Here is a 14,181-nt window from a genome sequence, read left to right on the forward strand (position 1 = left end):
ACGTTCAGTAACTGTGGATAGACCGCGTGTCATCCACAGGGGCTGTTGAGGCCGGGCAGAGCCGCCGCAGGCTTGCGACATGACCTCGACCGACCGCCCCCAGCTCGCCGTCCGCTCGCCCGCCGACCTGATCGCCGCTGTGCCGTACCTGCTCGGCTTCCATCCCACCGACAGTGTGGTCGCGGTGGCGTTGCGCGGGCGGCAGATCATCTTCGCCGCTCGCGCGGACCTCCCCGACCCGTCGGCTGATCCGGTCGAGCGGGCCCGGCACCTGGTTGGCGTGATCAGTCGGCAGGGCGCGGAGGCCGCCACCGTGGTCGGTTACGGGCCACCCGATCGGGTGACGCCGAGCGTGGACGCGGTGCGCGCCGCACTGACCGCCGCCGGGTTGGAGGTGCTCGACGCGCTGCGGGTGACCGAGGGACGGTGGTGGTCCTACCTCTGCACCAAGCCCGACTGCTGCCCGCCCGAGGGTCGGCGTTACGACCCGTCCGCCAACCCGGTGACCGCCTCGGCGGTCTTCGCCGGCCAGGTCGCGCTCCCCGACCGGGCCGCCCTCGTGGCGCAGGTGGCACCGGTGGACGGCTCGGCCCGGGACGCGCTACGGGCCGCCACCGCCCGCGCCGAGCTGCGCCTGGCCGAGCTGCTGGACCAGGCGCCATCGAGCGACCTGCTCGGCAGCCGGACGATGTGCGCCGCCGGGGTCGCGGCGGTCCGCGAGGCCCAGCGTCGGCAGCGCCGCGGTGAGCGGCTCGACGACGACGAGGTGGCCTGGTTGAGCCTGCTGATGGTCCACCTGCCGATCCGCGATCACGCCTGGGAACGCACCGACGGTCGGGACCGGGACATCGCCCTCTGGACCGACGTGCTGCGCCGGGCCGAGCCGAAGCTGGCCGCCGCGCCAGGCACGCTGCTGGCCTTCGCGGCCTGGCGCGCCGGCCAGGGGGCGTTGGCGGCGGTGGCGCTGGAGCGCACGCTGAGCCTGCACCCGGACTACGCGCTCGCCGTGCTGCTGGACGACATGCTCCGGCGTGGGGTGCCCCCGTCCGAGCTGGACGGCTGGCCGTCGGTCGGGATGCCAGGGGTCGTCCGTCCGCGCAAGCGGAGCCGACGTGGCCGCCGCTGACCGGCCGCGCCATCCGCGTGGTAATACCGCGGGTGCTACCGGAATTGATAGGCTGGAAAACGTGACAGTGAAGCGCTCCGTGAGCCTCCCCGACGATGTCGCGGAGTGGCTCGACCAGCAGCCCAACGTCTCGGCCGCCATCACCGCGGCGGTGCGGGCCCAGATGGACGTCACGCACCTGCATGAGGTGCTGCGGCGCGCCGGTATCGAGGTGACCGAGGCGGGCAGGGCGCGGTGGCGGGAGCGGCTGGCGACGCCCATCCCGCCGGACGCCCTGGCTGAGGGGCGCCGGATGTTGGGGCGTGCCGGATGAGCGATCAGATCGCTGCTGTGTTCGACGCGTCGGCGTTGACGGCCTACATCGAGGGCAACGTCTCGGTGGGGGAGCTGATGCTGGAGGTCGCCGACGAGGGCAGGCAGATTGCCATCCCGGCGACGTGCCTGGCTGTCGCCATCGCGGGCACGGGCGACGAGATCGATGTCGCGCTACTGGCCCTGATGATGAGCGCCCCGATGATCCGCCTGCTGCCGCTCAACGCCGAGGACGTGCGAGACACGGGCACGCTCGCCCGTGCCGTTGATGGAGATATCTCGTTCGGCCATGCCGCCCGCGCGGCACTCACCCACGAGGCGCATTACGCGACAGTGCAACCCCAAGCGGCAGCGAAGGTCCTACCCGCCAGGTGGAGCATCCTCGACCTGGCCTGACGCCGACACCGTCGCCGCCCAGCGTTGATCAGGGTGTCGAGAGCGGTAGGCGGACGGCTGGCGGCAGTGGTCCTCGCATCGGACTTGTCTGGAATGACTGGATCATGAATGCCGCGAAACGACGGGCGGCTGCCAGGCGGCTGGCGGTCGACTCGGCTCGTATGCCTTCGTTGGCCATCAGTGCCAGGATCAGATCCTCCAGAACGAAGTCGTCCCGAAGTTCGCCTGTCGCTCGCGCCCGATCGACGAGTTCGGCCAGCATGCGCAGTGTTCGGGTGCGATCGGCGGTGAAGCCGGCTTCCTGGGGAAGTTGGCTGATGAAGGCGCGGGCGAAGCCTCGATCGTGGGCATGCGTCTCCATGAGCTTCTCCACCACCAAGCGGAAGCCCAGCCAGGCGTCAGGCTGAGTGAGGCCCTCCTCGACTATCGCCGAGCACACGGTCATCTGCTCGGCGAATGCCTCGGCGAGCAGTGCGTCCTTGGTGGGGAAGTGCCGGTAGATGGTGGCGGCGCCCACCTGTGCCCGCCGTGCGATCTCCCGGATCGGCACGTCGAGCCCGTTGGTCGCGAACGCCAGGCGAGCGACGGCCAGAATGCGTTCCCGGTTGTCGCGCGCATCCGACCGCTGGGCTTGTCTCACTTCGACCGTCACCGGTCTCACTTTAGCTAACCGGACGGGGCGCTCCGTTACGGTTCGGCCCATGAGAGCTGTCGTATTTGCCGAGTTTGGGCCACCCAACGTTGTGCACGTCGCCGAGGTCGTGGCCCCGCACGCCGGGCCGGGTGAGGTCCGGATCGCTGTCCGGACGTCCGGGGTCTCGACGGGGGAAGTGCTCATTCGCTCCGGCAAGCTGGCCGACATGGTGCCCGTGACGTTCCCGTGGCGGACCGGCTTCGACGCGGCTGGCGTGGTCGACGAGGTTGGTGACGGCGTTACCGACGTCACCCTCGGCGACCAGGTGTTCGGCATGACCTCGCCGGCCACGCGTGGCGCCAACGCCGACCACGTGGTGCTGACCGCGTGGGCCGGTAAGCCCGCCGCCTGGAGTTGGGAGGAGGCGGGCGGCGCTGCCGGCAGCGTCGAGACGGCCACCCGCGTTCTCGATCGGCTCGGGGTCGCAGCGGGGCACACCGTCCTGGTGAACGGCGCCGCTGGCGCGGTCGGCAGCGTCGCCGTTCAGGTCGCAGCCGCCCGTGGCGCCGTTGTCCTCGGCACGGCGAGTGAGCGCAATCATGACTTCCTGCGCTCGCTCGGTACGGTGCCGACAACGTACGGCACCGGGCTGCCCGACCGAATCCGCAGGTTGGCGCCGGGCGGGGTCGACGCGGTGTTCGACTGCGCCGGAGGAGCGCTGCCCGATCTGATCACCATCGCCGGAGATGCGGCGCGCGTGGTGACGATCGCCGACTTCACGGCCGCCGCCCACGGCGTCCACCTGTCGCATGGCGCACCTGCGGATCGGACCGGCAAGGCAGTGGGGTCCGGTGCCGATGTGCTCGCGGTACACGGCCTGGACATCGCGGTGCGCCTTGCCGAATCCGGTCGGCTGCACATTCCCGTCGCGGCCAGGTTTCCGCTGACCGAGGCTGCGGCCGCACACGAGTTGAGCGAGGCGCACCACGCACCTGGAAGGATCGTTCTGGTCAACTGACGTTGTTGCCTGCCGCAGAGATCGCCTGCCGCGTCACTTGGCGCAGGCGATCATCCTTCTGGATGTCTGATGAGACAACGCGTCAGCCGACGGGGCCGATCCTCTTCGCCAGCCCGACGAAGCCCGCCCAGGCGGCTGGCCCGAAGGTCAGCGTGCCGCCGTCCCGATCCTTGGTGTCGCGCACGAGCACGACACCAGGCAGGTTGTCGGCCACCTCGAGGCACGCGCCACCATTCGAGCTGCTGCGGGTGCTCTTGCGCCAACGGGCGCCGGTCAGGTCATCCATGCTCGCGCTCTCATCAAGTCGATGGTCAGGTCTCGTGGCAGCGCTATCGATCTGATGCTATCCCAGACCGCCCACAGCGGAGCAACGTCATTACTGAGGCGTCCGGCGGCCTGGTCGTCGAGGTAGCCGACGTCGCCGCCGTCCGGCGTGCTGGCGATGACGAACGGCCCGGCCTGGCCGGGGTGGAGACCAGCCGTCAGGGGGAGGACGTGGATCATCACGGCCGGCCGCTCGGCGAGCGTGATCAGATGGTCGAGCTGCTCGGCCATGATGTCGGGTCGTCCCCGGCGCAGCGCGGCCTCGTCGATGACGAAGACGCTCAACGGCGGGCGGGGCCGGTCGAACACGTCGGCCTGGCGGCGGAGGCGTGTTTCCACGTGTGCCTCCAGGTCGTCGTCGGCCCAGAGCCCGCTGCTCAACACGGCTCGCGCGTACGCCTCGGTCTGCAGGAGGCCGGGCAACACGGCGGATTCGTACCACCGCAGCCCGACTGCCTCGCGCTCGATGTCGGTCCAGGGCCGGAGCCACGCCGGCTCGCGTCGCTTGTACAGGTCGGGCCAGAGGTCGCCCTCGTCGCGGCCGAGGACCTCGGCAACCTTCGACCGGTGCCGAGTCTGCGGAATCCGTCCCGGGTTCGCCCACTTGGCCGCCGTCTTGGGGTCGACTCCGATCTGGGCGGCGAGACTGTCGGCGGTCAGGCCGGACTTCGACATGGCTTCAGCGACTGCGCGATTCATCCCTGCCTCCTCTGGTTCGTCCGAGACGTCCACAAGAGATATTGCTACGCAGTGTATTCGGATCGCAACCCTTGGAAGCGTGTGTCTGAGACGGCGTGGCCGGCAGGGACTACCCGAGACCCGGCGGTCGCGTTCGTGCCGGGGCCGCCTCATGGGCGAGCATTCAGGGGCGGCCCCTCCCAAGGACGAGGGGGAAGCGATGCCGGACAAGCTTACGAACCCGCCCGCATCGCGCGGGGCCACGCCAGCGGTGGCGCGATGATCGGGGCGATGAGGGCCGGCGACCTCATACGCCTGTCCCGCGCGGCAAGCCCGCAGTTCGTCAGGCCCATCACGATCCGGGTCATCCGTGAGCTGACCGATCGGCACACTTACCACGGCTGGACCTGGATCGAGGCGTACGAGCTGGGGCCGGACGGCAGCGCACGCGCCAAGCGTGAACTGTTCGTGCTCCGCGAAGGGGCCGACCTGTTGGCGTCCGGCCCGACCAGCCAGTCCGGCCGGCCCGGCTCGACAGTCAAGGCTCGGCAGCCCCGCTGACTCCCGCCCCGGCGCTGATCCCTCGTCCCCCGAGGTTGCTCGCCCCGGGGCGGGCTTCTCCGGCGTTGCCCTCCGTCGAAGGATGTACGCGTTGCTCCTGTTCACGGCCGACGCGGCAGGGCCACCGCCGCCGGAGAATGATCTCGTGGCCGTTCACCGCGTTGGTATGACATGACCCCCGAGTTGCTGCTGTCGCTGGCCGGGCTGGCGTTGGTGGACAGCACCAGCATCGGCACCCTCTTCATCCCGGTCTGGCTGCTGCTCGCCCCCGGGCCGGTCAACGCCCGGCGGATCCTGGGCTACCTCGCCACCATCGCGGTGTTCTATCTCGCGGTGGGGCTGCTGCTGGTCTGGGGTGGCAGCCGGTTGGGCGACGCGCTGGGCGGTGCCCTGGACAACCGGGGAGTGCTCTGGGCGCAACTCGTCCTCGGCGTGGCGATGCTGGTGCTGAGCTTCCGCTACGACGGCAAACGGCGTCCCCGCGGCGGTGGTGTGCTGCGGTGGCGGGACCGGGCCACCGCCGGCGACACCTCGGCCCGCTGGTTGGTCGGGCTCGCGTTGCTGGCCGCGCTCGCCGAGGTGGCGACCATGCTTCCGTACCTCGGCGCGGTGGGTCTGTTGGCCACCTCGGGGGTCGGGTCGGCGACCGGGGTGGCGCTGCTCGCCGGATACTGCCTGGTCATGGTGCTGCCGGCGGTGGTGTTGCTGGGTGCCCGGTTGGCCCGTCCGGCTCTGGTCGAGCCGGTGCTGGCCCGCCTGAACGCCTGGATCGTCTCGAAGGCGGGCGGCGCGTTGGGCTGGATCCTCGGCATCGCCGGCTTCCTGATCGCCCGGGACGCCGCCGCGCGGCTGGAGCTGATCGACCTGATCGGTCGCTGAGCGTCAGGCCGGCTGTTCCAGCGTGATCCGGTGCGGCCCGGTGTAGACGTTCATGGTCCGGCCGCGCAGGAAACCGACGAGCGTCATCCCCGCCTCGTCGGCCAGTTCGGCGGCGAGCGTGCTCGGCGCGGACACCGCGGCCAGCAGCGGTAACCCTGCCATCCATGCCTTCTGGGTCAGCTCGAAGCTGGCCCGGCCGGAGACCAGCAGCAGGTGCCCGGCCAGTGGCAGCCGACGTTCGCGCACCGCCCAGCCGATCACCTTGTCCACCGCGTTGTGCCGGCCCACGTCCTCCCGCAGCACCACCAGCTCCCCGTCGGGAGTGAACAGACCGGCCGCGTGCAGCCCGCCGGTCCGGTCGAAGCCACGCTGGGCGGCACGCAGTCGGTCGGGCAGTTCGGCGAGGAGCGTGGCCGGCACGCTGAGCGGATCGGCGGCGACCGGGAACAGGGACCGGGTGCGGATCGCGTCGATGCTGGCCTTGCCGCAGACGCCGCAGGAACTTGTCGTGTAGAAGTTCCGGGACGGGTCGGTGGTCGGTTCCGGCACCCCGGGGGCGAGGGTCACGTCCACCACGTTGTACGTGTTCGGTGTCTCCGCGCCAGCACAGAGCTGCGCGGTCAACACGTCGTCGGTCGACCGGATCAGCCCCTCGGTCAGCAGGAACCCGATGGCCAGATCGAGGTCGTCCCCGGGGGTACGCATGGTCACGGCGAGGGGCTTTCGCCGGCCCGGGCCGGCCGCGCCGACCCGGATCTCCAGCGGTTCCTCCACCGCGAGCGTGTCCTGTCGACGAATGGACCCGCGCCCGACGGTCGCCGCGTCCAGGTCGATCCGAAGTACGCCCCGCCGATCTGTTGCCCGTCCCATCCCGTCATCCTCCACCCCCCGCCGGCACGCCCGCACGGCCACCGGGCCGGCGGCACCCGGGCGCGACGCCCAACGGGCGTCGACACGGCTACCGTGACGGGGTGGTCAGGTACGCCGCCGTGGTGCTCGCAGGTGGGTCCGCCCGACGGATGGGCGGGGTGGACAAGCCCGCGCTCCCGGTCGGTGGCCGGCCGATGCGTGCCCGGGTGCTGGCCGCCGTCAGCGACGCCAGCCCACGGGTGCTCGTCGGTCCGGTCGACGTCGTTCCGGCGGGCGTTCGGGTCACCCGGGAGGACCCGCCGGGCGGAGGTCCGGTCGCCGCGGCGGCTGCCGGGCTGGCGCTGCTCGATCCGGAGACCGCAGTGGTCGCGCTGCTCGCCGCCGACCTGCCGCTGCTCACCCGCGCCGCGATCGGCGAGCTGCTGACCCACCTCGCCGGGGAGAAGGTCGGCGGCGGCCCGGTCGGGAGCGAACGGCCCGACGGCGCGTGCTTCGTCGACGGGCACGGGCGGCGGCAGTCGCTCTGCGGTGTCTGGCGGGTCGCGGCGTTGCGGGCCGGGTTGGACCGACTGGCCGTCGAGCGGGGCGGCAGCCTGTCCGGAGCCCCGGTCCGGGCGCTGCTGGCCGGGCTCGTCGTGCGGGAGGTCCCCTGGTCCGGCGACGGCCCACCGCCGTGGTTCGACTGCGACACTGACGAGGACGTACGCCGGGCGGAGGAGTGGACGCGATGACGGTGATGGACGACTGGGTGACGGCGGCGTGCACCGAGCTGGATCTGGATCCCGCCGGGGTGCCCGTGCAGGCGGTGCTGGAGCTGGCTCGCGACGTAGCCCACCAGGTGCTGCGGCCGGGCGCGCCGGTCACCGCGTACCTGCTGGGGCTTGCGGTCGGCCGGGGCGCCGACCCGGTGGACGCCGCGGCCCGGCTCAGCGCCCTGGCCGGCGCGTGGCCGGTCGACCTGGGCGCGGATCCCGCGAACCCGACGGCCCCCTGACCGCCGTTGTCCGATCCCGGTCCGGGTTGACGGGGCACTCAAGCGGCGTGGGTAGGGTGATCGTGACGGACGGAGGCGATCATGACGGCTGACCACCCCTCGGCGCCGATCGATGACCTACCCGGCGCTACGACTGAGCCGGCGGAATCGATCCTGCTCGACGAACCCAGCACGACCGACCTGCGGGCGAAGGTGACCGAGGCCTGGCAGGAGTTCGCCCGTGCGCTCGCCCTCCGGCTGCGGGAGCTTCCCGTCGGCGCGCACCTGGAGGTGACCCTGGACCCGACCGCCTCCGGCACCGGGGACGCCGTCTACTCGGTCAGCGTGGACGTCCGCGACGGCGGCGGGTTGTCCGCGCGGGCGGTCGGAAACGCCACGCTGCCGGCGGGCTACCGGCTGGACCGCGGTGCGGTGGCGGAGATGGTTGCGCTCGGCTGGTCGCCGCCCGGGGTGGTCGCCGGCTCCGGCGGCTCCTTCGGGTTGGACGACCGGACGAGCGAGTCGACCCGGATCGCCGCGCTGCTCTCCCGGACGCTGCGTGACGTCTACGGCGCCCCGCACCCGGCGTTCCTCGTCTACCTGGTGCAGGACGGCGAGGGTGAGCCGCTGGCCGTGGACCCGTTGGGCACGGCGCGCAGCGAGTTCGGCCCGGACGCCGACGTCGAGGCCGACCTGGAGGAGGCGCTAGCCGCGGCGGCCTCCGCGCAGGTCGAGCGGGAAGACGTGCTCGACCTGGCCGATCGGGTCCGGACCGTGGTCTCCACGATGCTGAAGTCGGACACGGACCGGTTGCAGGTCGACTCGGACGGCGACATCACCATCCGGGCCGGCTCGGCGATGGTCTTCGTGCGGGTGCGCGACAATCCCCCGCTGGTGGACGTGTTCTCGCCGGTGCTCACCGAGGTGGAGCCGACCGAGCGGCTCTACGTCCGGCTCTCCGAGTTGACGAACCGGATGCCGATCGGCCGCCTCTACTGCGCCGACGACACGGTCTGGGCGTCCATCCCGGTCTTCGGCCGCAACTTCCAGGCCACGCACCTCATGCTGGCGGTGCAGGTGATGACCGGTCTGGCCGACGAGTTGGACGACCGGCTGCACGGCGAGTTCGGCGGCAAGCGGTTCTTCGGTGAGGGCGACAAGCCGGTTCGGCGCGACGAGTCGGAGCACCGCACCGGCATGTATCTCTAGAGTTCCAGCAGGGTCTTGCCGACCGTCGCGCGCGCCTCGATGGCGGCGTGCGCGTCGGCGGCGCGTTCCAGTGGGAACCGCTGGCCGATCAGCGGTCGTAGGCGGCCGGCCGCGGCGTCCGCCAGGGCCTGCCGGGTGTACGCCCGCAGCCGCTCGGGTGACGTGTTCGGCCGGACCAGGGTGACCTGCCGTGCCGTGGCGGCGTCCGGCGACACCGAGGACCAATCCCCGCTCGCCAAGCCGTAGCTGATCATGCGACCGCCGGGGTCCAGCAGGTCGAACGCCGCTCGGGCCACCGCCCCGCCGACCCCGTCGAGCACCACGTCGACACCTCCGGTCGTGGCCCGGATGCGGTCGGCCCAGTCGGGTTGGAGGTAGTCGACGGCATGGTCGGCGCCGAGGCCGGGCAGCAGGCCCACCTTGCGCGGCCCACCGGCGACGCCGATCACCAGGGCGCCGGCCCGGGCGGCGAGCTGCACCAACAGGCTGCCGACACCACCGGCGGCGGCTTCCACCAGCACCCGGTCGCCGGGGCGGACGCCGACGGCCTCGATCAGCATGCTGGCGGTACGCCCGTCGGCCAGCAGTGCCACCGCCTCGTCCACGGCCAACCCGTCGGGCACCTCGATCGACGCGGCGGCGTCCACCGCCGCGCGTTCGGCGTATCCGCCGGAGCCGCCGGTGGCGCTGACCACCGGCCGCCCGATCAGTGCCGGGTCGACGTCCGGGCCGACGGCGGTGATCACCCCGCCCACGCCGTTGCCGGGAATCAGGGGTGGGGTGACCGCAAACGGCCCGGGGCGGCCGGAACGCTGCTGCGTCTCGACGAACGTGATGTTCGCGTACGCGACGTCGATCAGCACCTGGCCGGGGCCGGGCGTCGGGTCGGTCGCGGGGCCGGGCACCAGCACCTCGGGTCCACCGAACTCGCGTAACCAGACCGCCCGCATCAACATCCTCCTCGGCTGCGGTGGGCGGCACGCCCACGCTTCCGACCACTCCACCTCCTCAACCGGAGTTGAGGTCAAGCGGTACGGGGGGACGGGCCGACACCGGGGGACTCTGCCAGGCGGGACAGCACGATCGTGCTGCGGGTCGAGGTCACGAAGGACTCGGCGCGCAACCGTTCCAGCGCGGCCTCCAGGTGGGCGATGTCGGCGGCGCGCAGGTGCACGAGCGCGTCCGCCTCCCCGGAGACGGTGTACGCGCCGACCACCTCCGGGTGTCGGCGGGCGGCCACGCCGATCTGCGCCGGGGTGGTCCGGCCGGCGCAGAACAGCTCGACGAACGCCTCAGTGGTCCAGCCGACGGCGGCCGGGTCAACGACGGCCGTGAATCCCCTGATCACTCCGGTGGCCCGCAGCCGGTCGACGCGACGTTTGACGGCCGGGGCGGAGAGTGAAACGCGGGTGCCGATGTCGGCGTACGACGCTCGGGCGTCCGCGACGAGTAACGCAATGATCCGCTGGTCTACCGCGTCTATCTGCAACGTTCCGCCTCTGAGAAGCAACGGTTGTGGCTGTTACCAAAGTTCCACGGTACCTACTGTTAGTGACCGTGAACCAGCAGCGAGTCCCGCGAAAGCGGACATATCTCATGTGCCCGCCCGCGCACTTCGCGGTCGAGTACGCGATCAACCCGTGGATGGACGTGACCACCCCGGTCGACCGGGACCTGGCCGTCAAACAGTGGGACCGGCTGCGCGAGACGCTTGTCAGCCTCGGTCACGAGGTGCACCTGCTGACGCCCGAGCAGGGACTCCCGGACATGGTCTACGCCGCCAACGGCGCCTTCGTGGTGGACGGCGGCGTCTACGGCGCCCGGTTCAAGCACGAGCAGCGGGCCGCCGAGGCCGCGGTTCACCACGGCTTCTACGAGTCGCAGGGCTGGCGGTTCGTCGCGCCGAGCGAGACCAACGAGGGCGAGGGCGATTTCGCGTACGTGCCGGAGGCGCACGGCGGCCTGATCCTCGCCGGGCACGGCTTCCGCACCGAACTGCCGGCGCACGCCGAGGCGCAGGAGGCGCTGGGCCGCCCGGTGGTGTCGCTGCGGCTGGTCGACCCCCGCTTCTACCACCTGGACGTGGCGCTGGCGGCCATCGACGACTCGAACGTCGTCTACTTCCCCGGCGCGTTCTCGGCGGCCAGCCAGCGGGTGCTCACCCAGCTCTTTCCGGAGGCGGTGATCGCCGATGACGAGGACGCTCTGGCCTTCGGGCTCAACCTGGTCAGCGATGGCGCGAACGTGGTGCTCAACAGCGAGGCGACCCGGTTGGCCGGCAAGTTGAAGGCGGCCGGTTACACCCCGGTCCCTGTCGAGTTGGCCGAGCTGAAGAAGGGCGGCGGCAGTGTGAAGTGCTGCATCGCCGAGCTGCGGCACTGATCCGCGAATGCGCCGGGGCCGGCCTCCCACCGGGAGACCGGCCCCGAGTCGTGCTGCGGGTGGGCGTTCAGCCGAGCGTCGCCAGCTCGTTGATCAGCACGTTCGACATGACCTGGCCGTCGCGCTGCACCTCCCGCAGGTACCACTTCTGCTGGGGGGTGCGCGGCTGGTTGAACTGCCAGATGCCGCGCGGGCTGTCGATCTGGCCGATCCGGCCGAGTGCCAGGTTGACCTGCTGCGGGCTGGGTGAGCCGCCGGTCAACTGGATCGCCTGGTCGAGCACCTGCGCCGCGTCGTACGACGCCATCGCGTACGTGGTGGGGGTGACCTGGTACTTCTTGCGGTACGCCGAGGCGAAGACCCGGTTCGACGTGTTGTTCAGGTCGGCCGAGTAGTTCAGCGCGGTCTGGATGCCCAGCGCGTTGTCCTTGAGGTTTTCCAGCACGTTGCCCTCGGTGAGGAAGCCGGGCGCGTAGACCGGCCCGCGGAACTTCTCCCGCAACTGCTTGATGAACTCCACCGCGGCCGCGCCGGTGAAGAAGCAGAAGACCGCCGTGGGCTCCTTCTCCAGCGCCCTGGTGATGTCGGCGGTGTAGGTGGTCTTGCTGGGGTTGGGGTTGGCGCTGGTGTAGGTGACCGGATCGCTGATGCGCGGGTCGGTCGTGCCGAACTCCTGCCGGAAGCCACGCACCACGTCCGGGCTGCCGACGTTCTCCGGCATGATGATCGCGACGCGACCGTTGGTCGGGAGTTGGTCACGCAGGTAACGGCCCAGCGCCTTGCCGGCCTCGTCCAGCACGTACGACGTCCGCCAGATGTAGAAGACGCTCTGCAGGCTGCTCGGCGAGGCGTTGGAGCCGATCAGCGGGACCTTGGCCTGCTCGACGGTGTCGCGGATGCCCACCATCACCGCCGAGTTGACCACGCCGGTGAGGGCCAGCACGCCCTGCTTGAGTAGCCCGTCGACGGCGGCCTTGCCGGTTTTCGCGGTGTCGCCCTCGTCGGCGGTCAGCAGCTCCACCGGGTGGCCGCCGAGCCGCTTGTCGTGCATGTCGAGGAAGAGTTGGAAGCCGTTGGTGATGTCATCGCCGATGCTCTTGAGGCCGCCGGCCTGTGGCGTGATCAGCCCGATCTTGATCGGGCCGCGGTTGACGGTCGGCTGGGCGTCGGTGTCGGAGCCACACCCCGCGACGAACCCGGTGGTACCGAGCGCGGCCAACAGTTGGAGCGCGCGCCTGCGATTCATCTGTGACACCGAGTTCCTTCCAAGGAGCGTTGCAGGGCTGAACTCCGCCCCTCCGGCGTTCTACCTGGTCCGCGACGCTGCGTCAATGGCTAGTGATCAACGTGCAGGGACCGCAACGAGTCAAGGACCTCAGGCCATGCGGCGGACTCCGGGTCGATCAGCCCGAAATGCTCGCATCCGGGCAGTTCCAGAAGGGAGATATCGGATCCTGCGGCGGTTGCTGCCGCCACGAATCCCCGGCTCATCCCCACCGGGACCTGCTGATCCTCGGAGCCGTGCAGAACTACCGTGCGTGTTGGTGTGGGTACCAACAATCGTGGATCCGCCACCGCGTAGCGGTCCGGGACCTCGGCCGGGCCGCCGCCGAGCAACGCGGCCACCGCGCCCGCGTCCAGGTCCCGCCGGTACGCCTCGACCAGGTCGGCCACCGGCGCCAGGGCGAGCACCCCACCCACCGTCGCCGGGGCGGTGGCCGCCACGTACAGCGCCAGGTGGCCGCCGGCGGAGTGCCCGACCAGAATCGGCGCGTCCCCGCTCACCCGGCCGGGCAACGCCTCGGCGGCCAGTACCGGCAGCTCGGCCACCCCGGTCAGCACGTCGGTGAACGTGCCCGGCCAACCACCTCCCGGCCGCCCCGTCCGCCGGTACTCCAGCTGCGCCACCGGGAAGCCGGCCGCGGCGAGTGCGGCAGCCAGCGGGTCGGTGTGCCGCCGGTCGTACTCGTCCCGCCAGAAACCGCCGTGCAGGACGACGACAAGCGGCCCAGCCGGGACAGCTCGCGCCGGATACCGCAGGTCGGCCACCTGGTCCGGGTGGTCGCCGTACGCCACCGTCCGGTCGGGCTCCGGTGCGGGCCGGGTCAACACGGCGCGCGGGTCGGCAGGCATGGCGCGACGGTAGCGCGCTCGCGCGGGTGGTTCGGACCCGGTAGTCGGTCCCGGATGCCATGGGTCCCTTCCGCTGGGTAAAGATGGACCCCATGACCGAAGCGCGCGCAGCGGGACACGACGACGAGCCGGGCACCGACGACTCCGGCCACTCCGGCACTGTTGTGGTGGTCGGTCCGGACGGCCGGCCGATCGGGACGATGCAGACCGACGAGGGTCCGGGTGAGGACCCGACCCGCCTGGTCGAACAGCCGGCCAAGGTGATGCGGATCGGCAGCATGATCAAGCAGTTGCTGGAGGAGGTGAAAGCCGCGCCTCTCGACGACGCGAGCCGCAACCGGATGCGGGAGATCCACGAGCGGTCGATCGTCGAGCTCAAGGAGGGCCTCGCCCCCGAGCTGCGCGACGAGCTGGAGCGCATCTCGCTGCCCTTCGCCGAGGACAAGGCCCCCAGCGAGGGCGAGTTGCGGATCGCGCACGCCCAGCTCGTCGGTTGGCTGGAGGGCCTGTTCCACGGCATCCAGGCGGCCCTGGTGGCCCAGCAGATGGCCGCCCGGGTGCAACTGGAGCAGATGCGCGGCGGCCGGCAGGCGCTGCCCAGTGGTCCCGGCGGAATCGTCCCCGGGATGTCGGGCATCGGCCAACCGGGCGGCGGCGAGGGCCACAACACCGGCCAGTACCTCTGA

Annotated in this window: 19 protein-coding genes; 11 read left to right on the forward strand and 8 right to left on the reverse strand. The window is 71.3% G+C overall.

What is annotated here, in order from left to right; all coding sequences use genetic code 11:
* Positions 1-79: 79 nt before the first annotated feature.
* The 3 genes from ACFYPM_RS14670 to ACFYPM_RS14680 all read left to right on the forward strand — a co-directional run bounded on the left by ACFYPM_RS14670 (position 80) and on the right by ACFYPM_RS14680 (position 1,834).
* Complete coding sequence (locus ACFYPM_RS14670) at positions 80-1,126, forward strand: DUF4192 domain-containing protein (protein WP_387195955.1); 1,047 nt, start codon at positions 80-82, stop codon at positions 1,124-1,126.
* A 61-nt stretch (positions 1,127-1,187) separates the two neighbouring features.
* The gene (locus tag ACFYPM_RS14675) at positions 1,188-1,439 is read left to right on the forward strand and encodes a hypothetical protein (RefSeq protein WP_387195958.1); all 252 of its coding nucleotides are present in this window, start codon (positions 1,188-1,190) and stop codon (positions 1,437-1,439) included.
* Entirely contained in the window at positions 1,436-1,834 is a 399-nt protein-coding gene (locus ACFYPM_RS14680; protein ID WP_387195961.1) for a hypothetical protein, read from the forward strand. Before ACFYPM_RS14675 ends, ACFYPM_RS14680 begins: the two co-directional genes overlap by 4 nt.
* A 28-nt stretch (positions 1,835-1,862) precedes the next feature.
* Here ACFYPM_RS14680 and ACFYPM_RS14685 read toward each other — a convergent pair whose 3' ends face one another.
* Entirely contained in the window at positions 1,863-2,486 is a 624-nt protein-coding gene (locus ACFYPM_RS14685) for a TetR/AcrR family transcriptional regulator (RefSeq protein ID WP_387195964.1), read from the reverse strand.
* A 49-nt stretch (positions 2,487-2,535) separates the two neighbouring features.
* Between ACFYPM_RS14685 and ACFYPM_RS14690 the strand changes: the two genes are divergently transcribed.
* Complete coding sequence (locus ACFYPM_RS14690; RefSeq protein WP_387195967.1) at positions 2,536-3,486, forward strand: NADP-dependent oxidoreductase; 951 nt, start codon at positions 2,536-2,538, stop codon at positions 3,484-3,486.
* An 82-nt stretch (positions 3,487-3,568) separates the two neighbouring features.
* Here the strand turns inward: ACFYPM_RS14690 and ACFYPM_RS14695 are convergent, their stop codons facing one another.
* Together ACFYPM_RS14695 and ACFYPM_RS14700 are read right to left on the reverse strand one after the other, a co-directional pair.
* On the reverse strand, positions 3,569-3,772 hold the full coding sequence (locus ACFYPM_RS14695; protein ID WP_387195970.1) for a DUF397 domain-containing protein: 204 nt from the start codon (positions 3,770-3,772) through the stop codon (positions 3,569-3,571).
* Positions 3,760-4,509, reverse strand: a complete 750-nt coding sequence (locus tag ACFYPM_RS14700; protein ID WP_387195972.1) for a Scr1 family TA system antitoxin-like transcriptional regulator — start codon at positions 4,507-4,509, stop codon at positions 3,760-3,762. The genes ACFYPM_RS14695 and ACFYPM_RS14700 overlap by 13 nt, the downstream gene beginning before the upstream one ends.
* A 270-nt stretch (positions 4,510-4,779) precedes the next feature.
* On the opposite strand from ACFYPM_RS14700, the gene ACFYPM_RS14705 reads away from it, so the two are divergent.
* Positions 4,780-5,049 carry a hypothetical protein gene (locus ACFYPM_RS14705; RefSeq protein WP_387195975.1) on the forward strand — a complete coding sequence of 90 codons (270 nt, stop codon included), beginning with the start codon at positions 4,780-4,782 and terminating at the stop codon, positions 5,047-5,049.
* 171 nt (positions 5,050-5,220) lie between these two features.
* Complete coding sequence (locus ACFYPM_RS14710; protein WP_387195978.1) at positions 5,221-5,928, forward strand: GAP family protein; 708 nt, start codon at positions 5,221-5,223, stop codon at positions 5,926-5,928.
* A 3-nt stretch (positions 5,929-5,931) separates the two neighbouring features.
* Here the strand turns inward: ACFYPM_RS14710 and fdhD are convergent, their stop codons facing one another.
* Complete coding sequence (gene fdhD / locus ACFYPM_RS14715) at positions 5,932-6,798, reverse strand: formate dehydrogenase accessory sulfurtransferase FdhD (protein WP_357377232.1); 867 nt, start codon at positions 6,796-6,798, stop codon at positions 5,932-5,934.
* 101 nt (positions 6,799-6,899) lie between these two features.
* Between fdhD and ACFYPM_RS14720 the strand changes: the two genes are divergently transcribed.
* The 3 genes from ACFYPM_RS14720 to ACFYPM_RS14730 all read left to right on the forward strand — a co-directional run bounded on the left by ACFYPM_RS14720 (position 6,900) and on the right by ACFYPM_RS14730 (position 8,980).
* Positions 6,900-7,529, forward strand: a complete 630-nt coding sequence (locus ACFYPM_RS14720) for a molybdenum cofactor guanylyltransferase (protein WP_387195981.1) — start codon at positions 6,900-6,902, stop codon at positions 7,527-7,529.
* Complete coding sequence (locus ACFYPM_RS14725; RefSeq protein ID WP_387195984.1) at positions 7,526-7,792, forward strand: DUF6457 domain-containing protein; 267 nt, start codon at positions 7,526-7,528, stop codon at positions 7,790-7,792. The genes ACFYPM_RS14720 and ACFYPM_RS14725 overlap by 4 nt, the downstream gene beginning before the upstream one ends.
* An 81-nt stretch (positions 7,793-7,873) precedes the next feature.
* Complete coding sequence (locus ACFYPM_RS14730; protein WP_387195987.1) at positions 7,874-8,980, forward strand: hypothetical protein; 1,107 nt, start codon at positions 7,874-7,876, stop codon at positions 8,978-8,980.
* On the opposite strand, the gene ACFYPM_RS14735 is transcribed toward ACFYPM_RS14730, so the two are convergent.
* The gene (locus ACFYPM_RS14735; RefSeq protein WP_387195990.1) at positions 8,977-9,930 is read right to left on the reverse strand and encodes a zinc-binding dehydrogenase; all 954 of its coding nucleotides are present in this window, start codon (positions 9,928-9,930) and stop codon (positions 8,977-8,979) included. The two genes, ACFYPM_RS14730 and ACFYPM_RS14735, sit on opposite strands and share 4 nt — an antisense overlap.
* Positions 9,931-10,004: 74 nt before the next feature.
* Positions 10,005-10,469: an Lrp/AsnC family transcriptional regulator gene (locus tag ACFYPM_RS14740; RefSeq protein ID WP_357065971.1), complete on the reverse strand. Its 465-nt coding sequence runs from the start codon at positions 10,467-10,469 to the stop codon at positions 10,005-10,007.
* A gap of 68 nt (positions 10,470-10,537) precedes the next feature.
* On the opposite strand from ACFYPM_RS14740, the gene ddaH reads away from it, so the two are divergent.
* Positions 10,538-11,362 carry a dimethylargininase gene (gene ddaH, locus ACFYPM_RS14745; RefSeq protein ID WP_387195993.1) on the forward strand — a complete coding sequence of 275 codons (825 nt, stop codon included), beginning with the start codon at positions 10,538-10,540 and terminating at the stop codon, positions 11,360-11,362.
* Between the two features lie 67 nt (positions 11,363-11,429).
* Here ddaH and ACFYPM_RS14750 read toward each other — a convergent pair whose 3' ends face one another.
* Both ACFYPM_RS14750 and ACFYPM_RS14755 read right to left on the reverse strand, forming a co-directional pair.
* On the reverse strand, positions 11,430-12,617 hold the full coding sequence (locus ACFYPM_RS14750; RefSeq protein WP_387195997.1) for an ABC transporter substrate-binding protein: 1,188 nt from the start codon (positions 12,615-12,617) through the stop codon (positions 11,430-11,432).
* Between the two features lie 80 nt (positions 12,618-12,697).
* On the reverse strand, positions 12,698-13,495 hold the full coding sequence (locus tag ACFYPM_RS14755) for an alpha/beta hydrolase family protein (RefSeq protein WP_387196000.1): 798 nt from the start codon (positions 13,493-13,495) through the stop codon (positions 12,698-12,700).
* An 83-nt stretch (positions 13,496-13,578) separates the two neighbouring features.
* Between ACFYPM_RS14755 and ACFYPM_RS14760 the strand changes: the two genes are divergently transcribed.
* Entirely contained in the window at positions 13,579-14,181 is a 603-nt protein-coding gene (locus tag ACFYPM_RS14760) for a bacterial proteasome activator family protein (protein ID WP_387196003.1), read from the forward strand.

The organism is Micromonospora sp. NPDC005203, from assembly GCF_042872705.1.
Taxonomy (GTDB): domain Bacteria; phylum Actinomycetota; class Actinomycetes; order Mycobacteriales; family Micromonosporaceae; genus Micromonospora.